This is a genomic window from Lysinibacillus fusiformis, from assembly GCF_016925635.1.
Taxonomy (GTDB): domain Bacteria; phylum Bacillota; class Bacilli; order Bacillales_A; family Planococcaceae; genus Lysinibacillus; species Lysinibacillus fusiformis_F.
The window spans coordinates 3,619,483-3,634,886 of record NZ_CP070490.1; the positions used below are offsets into that span (position 1 = coordinate 3,619,483).

A 15,404-nucleotide genomic window follows, 5' to 3' on the forward strand; every position below is an offset into this window, starting at 1 on the left:
ATATTGGAGGAGAAATGGATTATGACACAAAACTTAAACAAACAATTAAATAAGCTAGTGGCCACATGGTCTGTGCTTTACACAAAGCTACACAATTATCATTGGTATGTCACAGGGCCAGCCTTCTTTACACTGCATGCAAAATTTGAAGAGCTGTATAATGAAACAACGCTGAATTTAGATGAAATAGCAGAGCGTATTTTATCAAAGGATGGCAAGCCAGTGGCGACATTAAAAGAGCATCTAGAGCTATCCTATGTAGAAGAAGCAACAGGTGATGAAACGACAGAGGACATGGTTGCAACGACAATTTCCGATTTCCAAAAGCTGATGAAAGCTTTGAATTCTACAATGGAGCTAGCCGCAGAAGAAGGGGACGACCGTACAGAGGATTTACTCAATGCGATGTATCAGTCTCTTGAAAAGCATACATGGATGTTAAAAGCCTTTCTTGACAAGTAAAAATGAAACGTTCAGCATGCTGGAGAAGAAAGCCTCTCTAGCATGTTTTTTTCTGCCCTGAACGCTTTATGTCAAATCAGCAACATAGTTTAAGGCATCATAACAATTATTACAGTTTCATAAAACGGGTTTGCTTGTTTGCCATGAGGGTAATTACCTAGTAAGCCATACAACTTAGGAGGAATTGAACATGATGAATGAACAAAATCCAAAAATTGAGGTGGCCCATACAAGGGATGAAATGCTTCACATTTTAGAGCATATGCGAATGGAAGGTTATCACCAAGACGATATCCATATTATTGCGAGAGATCCCCAACAGTTTGAGGATGTAAAATGGGATGCCGATGTGCAAACACATGAGGCTGGAAATTGGGTAGACCAATTCAAATCTTGGTTTACAGGCGACTCAGCTGTTACAGAGGGCTTAAAACGATTTAATCTGTCAGAGGGACAAATCGCTTACTATGCACATCTTGTAGAACAAGGAAGTATTGTCCTATATGCAGAACACGAGGATGATGTTGATACGCTTCAAACCTATCCAGAGACAGCGGAAGAGCAAGAGGAGCGTTTAAGAAATCAACAGCGTATGGCAGAGGCAGAGCAATATAGAAGATTTTTATAAAGAGAAAAACAGAGTGATCCCAGTGATCACTCTGTTTTATTGTATGACTTTTTCTTGTGCGTCTTTCTTTATAAAGCGTAGGGCATGGAAGTGCTCTAATTGAGCCACTAAATTCCCAATAAGAATGAAGCTACCACCAATCGCTAATTTCATAGTTAAGCCTTCTCCGATAAACATCATGGCAAACATAGCGGCAAAAATAGGTTCTAAGGAGAATATAAGGCCTGTATGTGTAGCAGAAGTATACTGTTGTGCAACAGTTTGACCAACAAAACAAAACGCACTACAGATGATGCCAAGCCCTAAAATAGCAATCCAAGATGTTGTGGAATTTGGCAATGTCGGTGTTTCGAATAGAAATGTTAAGCCAAGCGCATAAATACCAGCAAAGCCAAGCTGATAAATTCCGTATGAAATGGATTCTACATTTCGTGTGAATGAGCTGTTTAAAAGTAAATAAATTGAATAACATACCGCAGCAATGGCTACTAATAAATCACCTGTATGGAAAGTGAATGAGCCATGTGCTGTTAAGACAGTAATACCAATCATCGTACAAATGATCGCAAAGCTAACTGCTCGAGAAGGTAATTTTTTTTCAATAAAGCTGCTGAAAATCGGCACTAACACGACTGTTAGGCTCAAGATGAAGCCAGCATTTGAAGCAGAAGTAGACTGTAAACCAAATAAACTTAACGCGAACACAATGAATAATAAAAAGCCTTGAATAGCCGCATATTTTAATGTTTTACCATTTACTTTGATCATCCGTTTGTAAAAAATAAGTCCTGCTACGAAAAATGCGATGATACAACGCAATGCCACCACATTATAAACTGCCAATGTTTCTAGCCCCATGACCATAAAGGTATAAGAGAGCCCCCAAAACATTGTGACAATAACCATCAATACATTTGCTTTTCCTTGGATACTCATTATGTTCACCTACCATCTGTGTACTAAAACAGTTTTTATACTAAAAATTACTATATATCTTGTATTGTGATTAGTAAAACGAATGTTTATAATGAATAGGATTAAAAAAATTCATGTATATAGAGGGATTGCGGATGAGCTTAGTTAAATACGAGATTTTAACAAAGGTGGCAGAGGTGGCAAGCTTTACAAAAGCAGCTGATGCACTAGGGTTAACACAGTCTGCTGTGAGTCATGCCGTGTCAAGTTTAGAAAAAGAATTTGGTTTTGCTCTCATTCATCGAAGTCGTGTAGGTGTAACATTAACGAGTGAGGGACAAACGATGCTAAGGGCAATGCGTCAGGTTTTGGATGCGCAGGAATTATTACAACAGGAAGCAGCTCATATTCTTGGCGTGACACGTGGTAAGGTTCGAATTGGTGTAATTTCAAGTATTTCTTCGAATTGGATGCCAGAAATTGTTCGAATTATGGATAATCAATTTCCAGGAATACAGGTGGAGTTACGAGAGGGAGATTACTATGAAATTGAACAATGGCTTTTAAGTGGTGAAGTGGAAGTAGGGTTCTTGAATGGTCAAAAGTCAGAGCAATATCAATTTACTGAGTTACAACAAGACCCATTATTATGTATTGTTTCCGATAATAGTCCCTTATTTGATAAGACAGAAATTGATATCGTAGACCTAGAGGATATGCCATTTATTATGACTTCCTATAAAGGGACAAATGATGTCAAGGTGCTATTAGAGCAATATCATATAAAGCCGAATATTCGCTTTGAGCTTTCTGAGGAGGTAGGGATTCTTTCTATGATTTCACATCATTTAGGGATTAGTATTTTACCCCAATTGGTTATTCAAAATTTACCACCAACATTGAAAGCGATTCCATTAAAGCAAGGTGGCTACCGCACCATTGGGATTGCTATGAAACACCATGCTTCACCCGTTACAAAGAAATTTGCAGAGATTTTAAGCGCTTGGTTAAATGAACAAAACAGCTCCCTACGATAGTCGCTATTGAAGCATATCCTTACATTACGTTAAAATAGTATTTGTATATATTTCAGAAAATAGGTGAGTGTATGGGGACATTACAAGGCAAAACCGTACTCATTACAAGTGGGGGAACACTTGAAAAATGGGATCGTGTACGAGGGCATACGAATTTATCAAAAGGCACAATGGGCTGTTATTTAGCAGAGGCGGCGCTGGCTGCTGGCGCTAACGTAGTATATATGCATGGTTACTTTGCACAGCTCCCAGAAAACCACAACAAAATGACATTGATAAAATTTGAAGGCATAGAGGATTTAGGACAAAAGGTGTGTCATGCTGTCCAACAACAAGTCGATATCGTCATTATGGCTGCTGCTGGCTCTGATTGGGTCATTGACAAGGTGTATGATCAATCAGGTAATTTAATGGAGGAGGCGGGGAAAATGCCTTCCGACGAACCACCTATTATTCATTTTAAAAAGGCGCCAAAAGTGTTAGGACAAATCAAGGGCTGGCAACCAAAGGTAACATTAGTAGGCTTTAAGCTCGAAGCGACGGATGATGAGGAGTTCTTGCTAGCTCGCGCAAGACTGCGTATGGAAACAGCCAATGCTCAATTTATGGTAGCAAATAGCTCCCAGTCTTTATACGGAGGGGACGAGCCTCATTGGATCGTGCCTGCTGAAGGCCAACCAATCAAGGTGATGGGGAAGCAACAGACCGCACAAGCTTTAATGGCCTGTTTACAAGAACAATAAAATCAAGAACTGTGCAGAGGCTATATTTCTGTGCAGTTTTTTTCTTTGCTTCTGTGGTTAGATATATTGACATAGCATACAATACGGTAGGATTATGTGTGAATAGCCTATAAAATTCTTACATTTCATAGTATTCAACTAGGTTTTCTAATATTTTGTATTGACATTCCTATAGCAGAATTATAGAATTATTTTCAAGAAACGCAGTACTCTTATCAAGAGAGGTGGAGGGACTTGGCCCAATGAAGCCTCGGCAACCGAAAAACAGGTGCCAAATCCAACAGATGGTGTCTGAGAGATAGGAGGGGCTATCAATCAGTTTGATGCGTTGGCCTCTTTATGATCAATAAGGATAAAAAAGAAGGGGTGTATCGTATGGCTCAGTCGGTAAAAGTAGATGATAAGAAATTAGAGGCAATTGCGAAGGCGATTCAAAATCTTGAATTTGGTGAAGTGCATATTACGATTCAAGATGGTGTGATTGTGCAAATTAATAGGCTTGAAAAGCAGAGATTTCCGCAGAAAAAATAACAATGATTTCAGTAGAACTTATGTCAAACGGCCACCTATAAGCATGAAGGATTTCCTTTGCTTACAAGTGGCCCTTTTTTGTGTAAAAGCTAGCTATAAAAGCTTTTTGGTATAGAACCGATATGACGGCGATGATAAAGTAAAGGCTCTTTTTGAGCATTTGTAATGTCTACCACCTGCCCAATAAAAATGGTATGGTCGCCAGCATCAATTTGCTGAAACGTTTTACATTGTAAATTAGCTGCTGTATCATGTAAAATCGGTAGTTCAAAAGAGGAAGTTGACCACTGTGCTTGTGCAAAGCGATCAGGGATTTTACTTGCAAATAGTGTACATAAATGTTCTTGATCACTCGCTAAAATATTGACCGCAAAATTTGGCGCAGCCGTAAAATAAGGATGGAGCTGAGATTTTTTATCGAGTGACCACAAAATAAGGAGCGGGTCGATTGAAACAGATGCAAAGGAATTGACGGTTAAGCCAATAGGTTTTGTGTCATGACATGTCGTGACAACTGTTACGCCTGTAGGATAATTACCTAATGCTAATTTAAAAGCAGCTACTAAATCTGTCATTCAAATCACCTCTTTATGAAATTAGTGAACGGAGTTTGTAGGTAAACGAAACTTTTTTTCATATCCTACTAGTAACTCCTTTTCTTGAGTAAATTTTAAACCAATCAAACATACAGGTAAAGGTAATGGGGAAAGAAAGGGGAATGGCCATGACTTTATATTTTGATCATCTGGTTCATCAAGTGGAATCACCAGAAAATATAAAGGTTTTCTTCAATAAACGAAATGTCCATACAGTGAATGGTGGGCAGCACACGATGTGGGGGACTTATAATACGTTAAGCTACTTTGGCTTAAGCTATATTGAACAAATTGCTATCTATGATCGTGATTTATTTGAGCAAGCGGCACAATACCCATATTCCCTACATTATACGTTTAAACGTGATCAAGAGCGCCAGGGATTTTCTCGAATTGCCCTGCGCACAAAAAATATTGAGGAAGAGGGTCGGCGCTTGCGAGCATTGGGCTATGAAGTATATGGGCCAGATGCATGTAGCCGAACAAGACCAGATGGCACTGTTGTAGAATGGAAGCTACTGCATTTTGGCGAGCCAGATCTTCCAATCGATTTTCCATTTTTGATTGAATGGGCGGAGGAAGATGAAGAGCGTTTGGCTCAACTAAAGGCAAGTGGTGCCATTGATGTAAAACAGGCTATAACGATGGAATCCATCCAATTCTATGTCAAGGACATGCAGGCAACCGTCCAGCTGTGGCAAGAGGCGTTGCAGCTACCAGAGCCTGTGCAATATGAGCAGTATATGTCACTACAGCTACCGAATATGCGTTTAGATTTCTATAAGGAAGAGAGCGCAGTAGCCATGACACTCGGTCATGTCAAAGAAGGACCATTTGGCGTGACATTAAAAGATCCAAAACGTACAAAGGAAACGTTAGTTTGCCCAGGCGCTTTTTATTGGATAAATCGATAATGAGAAAAATCCACTTCATCAGAGAAGTGGATTTTTACATGTTGCTGAACTAGAAGAAAAAGACTTTTTCATAAGGCGAGAGGTTGATTTCCGTTCCGCTAGCGTCCTTTCCAGGGGGCGTCCGAGGAGCCGCTTCACTCACTTACGTTCGCTCCAGGGTCTCCTCTGTGACGCTAAATCCCCTAGGAGTGACGCTGGCTCCACTCCAATCAACTTGCTACAAAAGTTGACTTTATTAATCTTTTATCATTTCCATAGTGTAAAGTAATTAGTCACGACAACCACTAATAAGTGAAAACCCTTCATTTGTATTTGTAAATACCTTTACTAAAACGATAACCCTTTTGTGGATTAGAGTGGAAGGCTTTTTGATTAGTAAAACCGGCGAAACCCTACACGGAGAGTCAGCGTCAAGCAAGTAGCCTGCAACGGAATTCTATCTTCACCTTTCTATTTGATAGAAAAATCCACTTCAACAGAGAAGTGGATTTTCGTTGCCTATTATTATTCTATCGTCATTTTTTTCGGTGATTCTGTACCTGTATACCAATCCAATTCAATTTCAAATGAATACTTGTCGCCCTTTTTTGTATAGGAGTATTCGATTTTGAGCTGCTCACTAGGGCTAACAACAGTTGGCTCTGTGCCTTGAACAAAAGTGAATTCACCATTTTCTTTAAGCTTTTTTGCGATTGTTTCCAGTGTTGCGGCAAATTCTGCTACACTTTGTCGTTCTTTATGCTTCAAAATAACTTCTGTCATTGGTTTATTTTGTTTTTGCATCAAAATCCCTCCTTACGTATTGTTACTTCTATTATAACATGGAAGGGTCACTAAGCTTTTTTAACAACACAAAAAGCGGATGAAGGAAACGATCCTTTTCCTAATCCGCTGCTAATCTGGAACTACACGGATAGCCCCATTCTGCTTATCGTTTTACAACATTTGATGCTTGGGGTCCACGATTGCCTTCCACAACATCAAATGAAACCTTTTGACCTTCTTCAAGTGTACGGAAGCCTTCCTCCTGGATGCCCGTAAAATGAACAAATACATCTTCGCCATCATCACATTCAATAAAGCCATAACCCTTTTCATTATTGAACCACTTTACGATCCCCTGTTGCATAAGCATTCGCCTCCAATGCGCTTGAATGTAAAATAAAGTTAACTAAGTCGTGCTATATTGAGAAAATGTGAAAAAATTGCATTTTCTCTTAGAACATACAGGAATTGAACAAAGTTGTCAATCGATTGTCGAAATGCTCGTATATCTGGCTTTCTTTTTTTTCACAATTAAGACTATAATGGAAATGAACAACATAGAAAGTAGGATGCCAAATGACAACGAAAAATCAACCATTATCAGATTTAGAAATCGCTAGTCAAGCAGTGATCAAACCTATTACGGAAATTGCCAATGCTGCGGGTATTCCAGACGATGCCCTTGAGCAGTATGGACGCTACAAAGCAAAGATCGATCCATTAAAAATTACAGCTCAGGGCGAGGATGCAAAGGTTGTATTAGTCTCAGCCATTAGTCCAACCCCAGCAGGTGAAGGGAAGTCGACGGTAACGGTAGGACTGGCAGATGCCCTTCATCAATTAGATAAGAAAGTGATGGTTGCTTTACGTGAACCATCATTGGGTCCCGTAATGGGCGTAAAAGGTGGAGCAACTGGCGGTGGCTACGCACAGGTAGTACCGATGGAGGATATTAATTTACATTTCACTGGTGACCTTCATGCGATTACAACAGCTAATAATGCTTTATCTGCATTCATTGATAATCATATCCATCAAGGGAATGCATTAAACATTGATCCACGACGCATTATTTGGAAGCGTGTAATGGACTTAAATGATCGTGCCCTTCGTAAGGTAGTGGTGGGATTAGGTGGTCCTGTTCAAGGCATGCCGCGCGAGGACGGCTTTGATATTACGGTTGCCTCTGAAATTATGGCGGTATTCTGTTTAGCAACAAGCATTGAGGATTTACGCGAGCGCATTGCAAGTATCGTGATTGGCTATACTTTTGAGCGTGAGCCTGTCTTTGTGCGTGATTTACAGGTAGAGGGTGCCTTAACACTATTATTAAAAGATGCCTTTAAGCCAAACTTAGTCCAAACATTAGAGGGAACACCTGCCATTATCCATGGTGGTCCATTTGCGAATATTGCTCATGGCTGTAATTCCATTATGGCGACACAAACAGCTCGTAAGCTAGCTGATATTGTGGTGACAGAAGCGGGCTTCGGCTCTGATTTAGGTGCTGAAAAATTCATGAACATTAAAGCCCGTAAAGCTGGCTTTAAACCAAGTGCGGTAGTTATCGTAGCGACAATTCGTGCATTAAAAATGCATGGTGGTGTACCGAAAACAGCGCTTGTAGGTGAAAATGTGGAAGCACTTCTACAAGGAATTGAAAACTTAGCTAAACATGTTGATACAGTTCGTACATTTGGCGTTGAACCAATTATTGCCTTAAATCGTTTTATCACGGACACAGAAGCTGAGCTAGAAGCTGTTCTGAACTGGTGTCAGGAAAATCATGTTCGTATTGCTCGTACAAATGTCTGGGAAGAGGGCGGTAAAGGTGGTCTAGCCCTAGCTGAGCAAGTACTAGCTGTGCTAGAGGAAGAAAACAACTTCTCACCTTTATACGACGTAACAGAATCGATTGAAGAAAAGGTACGTACGATTGTGCAAAAGGTATATGGCGGGAAAGATGTACAATTTACAGACCAAGCTAAAAAACAAATTGCCCAAATCGAAAAATTCGGCTGGGACTCTCTTCCGGTTTGTATGGCGAAAACACAGTACTCTTTATCAGATCAACCAAGTTTACTTGGTCGTCCAGAAGGCTTTACCATCACAATTCGTGAAGTTATTCCAAAGCTTGGTGCAGGCTTCTTAGTGTGCCTAACTGGCGATATTATGACAATGCCAGGACTTCCAAAAGCACCTGCTGCCCTACGTATGAATGTCGATAATGAAGGACATGCGGTAGGATTGTTCTAAATGCATGTTGAAAGCTGCCCAAGTTAAATGGGCAGCTTTTTTTATCGATAATGGAGAAACTGGGTTCCTAGATGTTCGCTGCATTGTCTGGAAGTGACCTAACTCATCGTCTATCCACAATGCAAACATGGTATAAATGTGAAATTTTAGTTGATTCCTTCACCCGCTACATGAGTAAAAATTCATAAAAATTAATTTTTTTTTAAAAGATTTTAAGATTCTAGTGAAAACTAGGATCTTTTTTATATTGTAGAAAAAACACGAGAACTTTCCTTATATAAATGTGTTTGGTATTTTTTATTAATAGTTCTCTGATTTTGGAAAGAAAGAGCGGATTTTTACAACGAAGGACAATTGTCAAATGAATTTTTATTTAAAAAATACATTGAATTTTCTTTTTCTTTTAAATATAATTTATTTAATTCTAATTCGGAACACTGTACCGATAATAGGAACACGGAGGGATGAAGTCTTGAAAATCGCAACAGATATTGGCGGTACTTTTACCGACCTAGTTTTCACAGATGAAAAAGGAAATCTTCATTTTGATAAGGGCCATACGACACCTGGTCATTTTGAGGATGGCATATTAAATGTATTAGGACGACATGTAACAGAAGATTCTTTAATTGAATCATTTATTCATGGATCGACGGTTATCATCAATACATTAACGGAAAGAAAAGGGGGCGTAGTCGGGTTAATTACAACAAAAGGCTTCCGTGACATCATAGAAATTGCTCGTGGAAATCGACCAGACTTATATAACTTTAAATATAAAAAGCCAGAACCATTTGTAGAGCGTTATTTACGACAAGAAATTGATGAGCGAATCGATTTTAAAGGAAATATTATGAAAGCGCTTAATACCGAGGAAGTTGGCGATATCGTTCATAAATTTAAGGAATTGGGTGTTGAGGCGATAGCCATTTCCTTAATACATGGCTATAAAAATCCAATTCATGAACAACAGTTAAAAGAAGCTATTTTAAAAATTTGGCCTGAAGTGTATATCACACTTTCAAGTGAAACGATTAAAGAATACCGAGAGTATGAAAGAACAAACACAACGGTCCTTAATTCTTATGTAAAGCCCATTGCACATGCCTACTTAAAAAGCTTAAAAGAGAAATTAAGCACAATTGGCATTACAGACCATTTAAAAATTATGCAATCGAATGGCGGAACAACAAGCTTTGATAAAGCGATGGAGCTGCCAATTAACCTTGTAGAATCTGGTCCAGTAGCAGGTATGTTTGGGGCAGCAAAATTAGGCCAACTTCTCAATGAATCCAATATTATCGCCTTTGATGTGGGTGGGACGACAGCAAAATGCTCGCTTATTACAGATGGCAAAGTCAATGTCACAACAGATTACTATATTGAAAAAAATGAAAAATTTGCAGGTTATCCGATTAAAACACCTGTAGTGGATATTGTTGAAATCGGCAATGGAGGTGGCTCCATCGCACGTGTAGATCAGTTTGGCTCATTAAAGGTTGGACCAGATTCTGCGGGGGCAAATCCAGGACCTGTAGCATATGGCTTAGGGAATACACAGCCAACAATTACAGATGCCAATGTTTATTTAGGAAGATTATCCTTAGAAAACTTTGATAACCCAGTATCTATTGACAAAGTGGAGGAGGCTCTTGTTGAAGCAATTGCGAAACCATTTCATGTGTCAGCAGAAGAAGCAGCACAAGGTATTTTAGATATTGCAAACTCCAATATGTTAAACGCACTGAAGCTGATCTCTATTCGTAAAGGCTATGACCCTGAAGATTTTACTATGGTGGCATTTGGTGGTGGTGGCCCACTACATGCGATTAACCTAGCAGAAGAACTAGGCATGAAAAAAGTCATTATTCCTTATGGTTCATCCGTCTTCTCAGCATTAGGAATGATGATGACTGAATACCGACAAGATTATATTCAAACAAGTTTAATGGGGTTCGATCATCATCATCTAGCGGCGATTCAAGAAAATATTGATCAAGTGATTGCCAATGCCTATGCAGATGCACCATTATCAAAGGATCATTATTATTTTGAAATTAATTATGATTTACGCTATAAAGGTCAAGAGCATGCCGTTAAATTAAATGCATCAACTATTACGCTTGATGAAGAGGGGCTACTAGAATTAGCTGAAGCCTTCCACATCAAACATAAACAAGAGTTTTCTTTTGATTTACCAGCTACACCAATTGAGCTAGTCAACTTACATCTTACAATCTACGGTAAAGATGAAGCGGTTCAATTTAAAGAGCTAGACTTCTCATCTATCGATGGTTCCACATGTGTCAAGGCACAACGCAATTTATATGTGAAGGGAACAGGTTGGGTAGAGGTCAATGTCTATGACCAACAAAAATTAGTACCTGGTTATGTCATTACGGGTCCTGCTATTGTGGAAAATCCAACATCTACGGTCGTAATCAATGACAAACAATCGATTGAAATTGATAAATACGGCAACTTGATTGTAGAGATGGAGGGGAAATAAAACATGAAAAAAGATGTTTTTGCAGTAGAAATTATTCAAGATTCATTGCTAGCCATAGGAGATGAGATGTTTGTGGCCCTAGCACGCTCTTCTATGAGCCCAGTTATCTATGAAGTATTAGACTACGCTTGTGGTTTAACTGATGCCAAGGGGAATTTAATTAGTCAAGGGAACGGTGTAACGAGCTTTATTGGGATGTTAAGTCCAATGGTACAGCGTGTTATTGAAAAATTTGATAATGGGGAAAAACTACATGAAGGTGATGTCATTATTATCAATGACCCCTATGTTGGAGGTGGATCGCATTTATCGGATGTGGGCTTAGTTCTACCTATTTTCTATAACGGTGAAATTATTGCGTACTCTGCCAATAAAGCACACTGGACAGAGGTAGGGGGAATGGACCCTGGTTCGTTTACAAGTAATTCTAATGAAATCTATCAGGAAGGTTTACAGCTACCAGGTGTCAAACTTTATCATCAAGGTGAGCTGAACGATGCAGTCTATGAAATCATTTCTACGAATGTTCGTTTACCAGAGCTTTCAATCGGTGATATGTTTGCACAAGTAGCCGCCTTAAAAACAGGTGAAAAACGAATCGCAGAGCTTTGTCAGAAGTTTGGTGCGGAATCGGTGAAATTGTCCATTCAAAAATTATTGGACAAGGGTGAGAAAATTGTAGAGCATGAGCTTCAACATCTACCTAAAGGTGAATTTTATGCGGAGGACTTTATTGAAGGGGACCCATTAAAAGGTGGACCTTATCCAATTAAAGTGAAAGTCACAATCAGTGATGAGGAATTTATTTGTGACTTCAGAGGCTCACATCCGGCGGTCAATGTACCAATGAACTGTTCGCAATTTGGTTTAATGGCAAGTGTGCGCGTTATGTTCCTAGCATTACTTGGCGATATTGACGTAATTAACGAGGGTGTCTTTAAACGCTTAACGATTATCACAGATGACAATTCCATTGTTTCCGCTAAACGTCCACATCCTGTATCGATGAACTTTGAGGCACGTATTGGGGCAGCTGATCTAATTTGGAAAGCTCTTGCACCGCATTTACCAGAACGATTATCAGCAGGGCATTTACAGTCTGTTTGTACGTTTATTCTCACAGGGAAAAATCCTGAAAATGATGAATCATTCCTAATTGTTGAGCCATCTGTCGGTGGCTGGGGCGCAGCGAATGATGAGGATGGTCAAAGTGGGCAATACTGTATGGGAGATGGTGAAACATATAATCTTCCAGTTGAAATTGCCGAAACAAAATACGGTATTCAAATTGATGAATATAGCTTGAATTGTGACGGTGCTGGTGCTGGTCAATTTAGAGGTGGCTTAGGTGTGCGTCGCGTTTATACAGTCAATCATAACGGTCAAAAGGTTTCTGTAAACTTAGGTAGACATCAATTTGCGCCATTCGGTTTAAATGGTGGTGGAGAAGGCTCTCACAACTATTTAATCATTCATAAAAAGGATGGAACGAAAATTGGACCAGTAGGCGTACTTGCCAATTATGAATTGCAAAAAGGCGACCGTATTGAGCTTGTTACAGCAACTGGCGGTGGTTATGGTCATCCACATGAACGAAGCACAGAGGCCATTGAACGTGATCTATTAAATGAATATATTTCAGTAGATGTAGCGAAAGAGCGCTACGGTTATCAAAACGCTTAAAGGGAGAAATAAATGACTGTCAAGACATTAAAAAACTCATTGGATATACTAGAGTGTTTTGCCACGACAGAAAATGCATTGGGTGTTCGTGAGATTTCACGCATGATGAAACTGCCGACAAGTGTCGTGCAAAGAACCATTAATACATTTACAGAAGCGGGTTATTTAATACAGGATGAACACACGAAAAAATATAAACTGGGTTATAAAATGTACCTTTTTTATGATGTGTTATCGAATTCCAAAGACCCTCACTCGACCATTTATGAATTGATGCAAAATCTTGCCAGTGAAATAAATGAATCAGTATTTCTTACTTATATGGACAATGAATACGGTGTCACAACGAAAATAGCCGAAAGCAATAAAAATGTAAAGTATGCGGTGTCTTTAGGAACAAAGACACCCCTTTACATCGGTGCTTCCTGTAAGGTAATGTTTGCTTATTTAGACGAGGACAGGCAGCTAGAATTAATGGCCTTCTTTCTGGAGGAACAATCGAAAGAAGAGCATATTTCTTTCCTAGCGTCATTAAAGGGAGAGCTGCAACAAATTCGCCAAAACAACTGGTGTGTTACTGTTGGGGAGTATAATGAACATGCATTTGGCATCAGTGTACCGTTATTTAACTATAAAAAAGAAATCACTGCATCTCTTACGATTTCTGGGCTAGTATATGATTTAGATGATCAAAGGGAGAAAAATATGCTTGAACAGTTAGTGAAAGTAGCTCAGCAAATACAATCACACATTTCAAAATTATAACAACAATAGGGGAGCTGACACTATGAATAATAAAGTATTACATCCAAGGGCTTTAGAGCCTGTAACTCTACTAATGATCGTCTTAACATCTGTTGTGGGGGCAATTATTGGGATACAACTGATTACGACTTTAGGGATTTCTGCCAATACATCGATCGTTGGGGCAATATTTGCGATGATTCTTGGAAGAATACCGATTGGCAAACTCATTGCCTTTAAATCCGTGCACAGACAAAATATTATTCAAACGGCGATTTCTTCAGCTACATTTAGTGCAGCAAGTAGCTTAATGTTGCCAATTGGTATTCCATATGTATTAGGCTATGAAAATTTAGTATTACCATTGTTTATCGGTGTTATTTTAGCGATGTTTGTCGATGCTTTATTATTATATAAATTTTTCGATACAAAGATTTTCCCAGCAGCAGGTACTTGGCCACCAGGGATTGCAACTGCTGAAGCCATTAAAGCGGGCGATAAAGGCGGTAAGAATGCAAAGGTATTAATTGGTGGTGTATTAATCGGTATCGTGGGAGCTGTTTTGAAAATTCCAATGTCAGCTTTTGGGGTAGCGTTCATCGGTAATATTTGGGCGCTGTCGATGTTTGGAATTGGTCTTTTATTAAGAGGCTATTCTGTTCAATTATTTAATATTGATTTAAATGCTTACTATATTCCACACGGTATTATGATTGGTGCAGGAATCGTGGCTCTTTTCCAAGTAGCGTTTACATTATTGAATAAACGCTCTGCGAAAAAGTCAGAAGAGTTAAGCTATTCAAAAGATGCAAAAGAAATTCGTCAAGGTTTTGGTGTTGGATTTATTGCCTATTTAGCCATTGCATTATTAATCGCCATTTTAGGTGGGATTATTACACATATGTCTTTCGGAATGCTAATAGGATTCATCATCTTTGCAACAATTGCTGCATTTGTCCATGAGCTGATCGTTGGTATTGCAGCGATGCATGCAGGTTGGTTCCCAGCATTTGCAGTAGCGTTTATCACACTGATTGTTGGTATTTTAATTGGTTTCCCAGCACCAGCGCTTGCGTTATTGGCAGGGTATAGTGCCGCTACAGGGGTAGCATTTGCTGATATGGGCTATGACTTAAAAACAGGTTTTATTTTACGTGGAAATGGTAGTGATCCTGCTTTAGAAAAAGAAGGACGTAAACAGCAAATGATTGCTGGTATGTTAGCCTTCTCCATTTCAGCAGTCGTTGTGCTACTTTCGTATAAATCTTATTTTGCACAAGGTTTAGTAGCACCTGTTAACCATGTATATGCAGCTACAATTCAATCGGGCGTTACGGGCGATGTAGCGAAACAATTAATGATTTGGGCGATTCCAGGTGCGTTAATTCAGCTAATTGGTGGTTCAAAACGTCAAATGGGTATCTTATTTGCAACAGGTTTATTACTTGTCAATCCAATTGCTGGTTGGGCTGTATTAGCTGGTATCTTACTTCGTGTTATTTTCACATATGTGACGAAAGGTAAGAGAGAATCTGAAATGACTGTCTTTGCAGCGGGTGTCATCGCTGGAGATGCGTTGTATAGCTTCTTCTCTTCTATTCTAAAAATAGGGAAATAGAAA

15 protein-coding genes and 1 riboswitch are annotated in these 15,404 nt (G+C 39.2%); of the genes, 11 read left to right on the forward strand and 4 right to left on the reverse strand.

Features of this window, described 5'->3' with window-relative positions; genetic code table 11:
- Window positions 1–21 precede the first annotated feature (21 nt).
- Together JTI58_RS17540 and JTI58_RS17545 are read left to right on the forward strand one after the other, a co-directional pair.
- Entirely contained in the window at window positions 22–462 is a 441-nt protein-coding gene (locus tag JTI58_RS17540) for a Dps family protein (protein WP_205442587.1), read from the forward strand.
- A gap of 190 nt (window positions 463–652) precedes the next feature.
- Complete coding sequence (locus JTI58_RS17545; protein WP_205442588.1) at window positions 653–1,090, forward strand: general stress protein; 438 nt, start codon at window positions 653–655, stop codon at window positions 1,088–1,090.
- Between the two features lie 36 nt (window positions 1,091–1,126).
- Here JTI58_RS17545 and JTI58_RS17550 read toward each other — a convergent pair whose 3' ends face one another.
- A complete protein-coding gene (locus tag JTI58_RS17550) occupies window positions 1,127–2,026 on the reverse strand; it encodes a DMT family transporter (RefSeq protein WP_205442590.1) in 900 nt (299 codons plus the stop codon).
- Between the two features lie 134 nt (window positions 2,027–2,160).
- Here JTI58_RS17550 and JTI58_RS17555 point away from each other — a divergent pair, with 134 nt between their 5' ends.
- From JTI58_RS17555 to JTI58_RS17565, 3 genes are all read left to right on the forward strand, one after another.
- Window positions 2,161–3,042 (forward strand): LysR family transcriptional regulator, encoded by an 882-nt coding sequence (locus tag JTI58_RS17555; protein WP_205442591.1) that lies wholly within the window; start codon window positions 2,161–2,163, stop codon window positions 3,040–3,042.
- Window positions 3,043–3,113: 71 nt separating this feature from the next.
- Window positions 3,114–3,785, forward strand: a complete 672-nt coding sequence (locus tag JTI58_RS17560) for a phosphopantothenoylcysteine decarboxylase domain-containing protein (RefSeq protein WP_205442592.1) — start codon at window positions 3,114–3,116, stop codon at window positions 3,783–3,785.
- Between the two features lie 209 nt (window positions 3,786–3,994).
- Window positions 3,995–4,090: riboswitch (SAM riboswitch) on the forward strand.
- A 70-nt stretch (window positions 4,091–4,160) separates the two neighbouring features.
- Window positions 4,161–4,316: a YezD family protein gene (locus JTI58_RS17565; protein ID WP_004269393.1), complete on the forward strand. Its 156-nt coding sequence runs from the start codon at window positions 4,161–4,163 to the stop codon at window positions 4,314–4,316.
- Between the two features lie 89 nt (window positions 4,317–4,405).
- Here the strand turns inward: JTI58_RS17565 and JTI58_RS17570 are convergent, their stop codons facing one another.
- A complete protein-coding gene (locus JTI58_RS17570) occupies window positions 4,406–4,891 on the reverse strand; it encodes a flavin reductase family protein (RefSeq protein WP_205442593.1) in 486 nt (161 codons plus the stop codon).
- A gap of 149 nt (window positions 4,892–5,040) precedes the next feature.
- Between JTI58_RS17570 and JTI58_RS17575 the strand changes: the two genes are divergently transcribed.
- A complete protein-coding gene (locus JTI58_RS17575) occupies window positions 5,041–5,826 on the forward strand; it encodes a VOC family protein (protein ID WP_205442594.1) in 786 nt (261 codons plus the stop codon).
- 504 nt (window positions 5,827–6,330) lie between these two features.
- Here the strand turns inward: JTI58_RS17575 and JTI58_RS17580 are convergent.
- Window positions 6,331–6,609, reverse strand: coding sequence for an amphi-Trp domain-containing protein (locus JTI58_RS17580; RefSeq protein WP_205442595.1), 279 nt, complete (start codon window positions 6,607–6,609; stop codon window positions 6,331–6,333).
- A gap of 145 nt (window positions 6,610–6,754) precedes the next feature.
- Window positions 6,755–6,955, reverse strand: coding sequence for a cold-shock protein (locus JTI58_RS17585; protein ID WP_205442596.1), 201 nt, complete (start codon window positions 6,953–6,955; stop codon window positions 6,755–6,757).
- Between the two features lie 212 nt (window positions 6,956–7,167).
- Between JTI58_RS17585 and JTI58_RS17590 the strand changes: the two genes are divergently transcribed.
- The 5 genes from JTI58_RS17590 to JTI58_RS17610 all read left to right on the forward strand — a co-directional run bounded on the left by JTI58_RS17590 (window position 7,168) and on the right by JTI58_RS17610 (window position 15,401).
- Window positions 7,168–8,847, forward strand: coding sequence for a formate--tetrahydrofolate ligase (locus tag JTI58_RS17590; RefSeq protein ID WP_205442598.1), 1,680 nt, complete (start codon window positions 7,168–7,170; stop codon window positions 8,845–8,847).
- Window positions 8,848–9,319: 472 nt separating this feature from the next.
- Window positions 9,320–11,356 (forward strand): hydantoinase/oxoprolinase family protein, encoded by a 2,037-nt coding sequence (locus JTI58_RS17595; RefSeq protein WP_205442599.1) that lies wholly within the window; start codon window positions 9,320–9,322, stop codon window positions 11,354–11,356.
- 3 nt (window positions 11,357–11,359) lie between these two features.
- Window positions 11,360–13,039 (forward strand): hydantoinase B/oxoprolinase family protein, encoded by a 1,680-nt coding sequence (locus JTI58_RS17600; RefSeq protein ID WP_205442601.1) that lies wholly within the window; start codon window positions 11,360–11,362, stop codon window positions 13,037–13,039.
- 12 nt (window positions 13,040–13,051) lie between these two features.
- The gene (locus JTI58_RS17605) at window positions 13,052–13,804 is read left to right on the forward strand and encodes an IclR family transcriptional regulator (RefSeq protein WP_205442602.1); all 753 of its coding nucleotides are present in this window, start codon (window positions 13,052–13,054) and stop codon (window positions 13,802–13,804) included.
- A gap of 22 nt (window positions 13,805–13,826) precedes the next feature.
- On the forward strand, window positions 13,827–15,401 hold the full coding sequence (locus JTI58_RS17610) for an OPT/YSL family transporter (protein WP_205442604.1): 1,575 nt from the start codon (window positions 13,827–13,829) through the stop codon (window positions 15,399–15,401).
- Window positions 15,402–15,404 lie beyond the last annotated feature (3 nt).

Bases quoted from the DNA above. Each gene is read 5' to 3' on its own strand.
- JTI58_RS17540 (WP_205442587.1), top strand. From the start codon at position 22: ATGACACAAAACTTAAACAAACAATTAAATAAGCTAGTGGCCACATGG.
- JTI58_RS17545 (WP_205442588.1), top strand. From the start codon at position 653: ATGATGAATGAACAAAATCCAAAAATTGAGGTGGCCCATACAAGGGAT.
- JTI58_RS17550 (WP_205442590.1), bottom strand. From the start codon at position 2,026: ATGAGTATCCAAGGAAAAGCAAATGTATTGATGGTTATTGTCACAATG.
- JTI58_RS17555 (WP_205442591.1), top strand. From the start codon at position 2,161: ATGAGCTTAGTTAAATACGAGATTTTAACAAAGGTGGCAGAGGTGGCA.
- JTI58_RS17560 (WP_205442592.1), top strand. From the start codon at position 3,114: ATGGGGACATTACAAGGCAAAACCGTACTCATTACAAGTGGGGGAACA.
- JTI58_RS17565 (WP_004269393.1), top strand. From the start codon at position 4,161: ATGGCTCAGTCGGTAAAAGTAGATGATAAGAAATTAGAGGCAATTGCG.
- JTI58_RS17570 (WP_205442593.1), bottom strand. From the start codon at position 4,891: ATGACAGATTTAGTAGCTGCTTTTAAATTAGCATTAGGTAATTATCCT.
- JTI58_RS17575 (WP_205442594.1), top strand. From the start codon at position 5,041: ATGACTTTATATTTTGATCATCTGGTTCATCAAGTGGAATCACCAGAA.
- JTI58_RS17580 (WP_205442595.1), bottom strand. From the start codon at position 6,609: ATGCAAAAACAAAATAAACCAATGACAGAAGTTATTTTGAAGCATAAA.
- JTI58_RS17585 (WP_205442596.1), bottom strand. From the start codon at position 6,955: ATGCAACAGGGGATCGTAAAGTGGTTCAATAATGAAAAGGGTTATGGC.
- JTI58_RS17590 (WP_205442598.1), top strand. From the start codon at position 7,168: ATGACAACGAAAAATCAACCATTATCAGATTTAGAAATCGCTAGTCAA.
- JTI58_RS17600 (WP_205442601.1), top strand. From the start codon at position 11,360: ATGAAAAAAGATGTTTTTGCAGTAGAAATTATTCAAGATTCATTGCTA.
- JTI58_RS17605 (WP_205442602.1), top strand. From the start codon at position 13,052: ATGACTGTCAAGACATTAAAAAACTCATTGGATATACTAGAGTGTTTT.
- JTI58_RS17610 (WP_205442604.1), top strand. From the start codon at position 13,827: ATGAATAATAAAGTATTACATCCAAGGGCTTTAGAGCCTGTAACTCTA.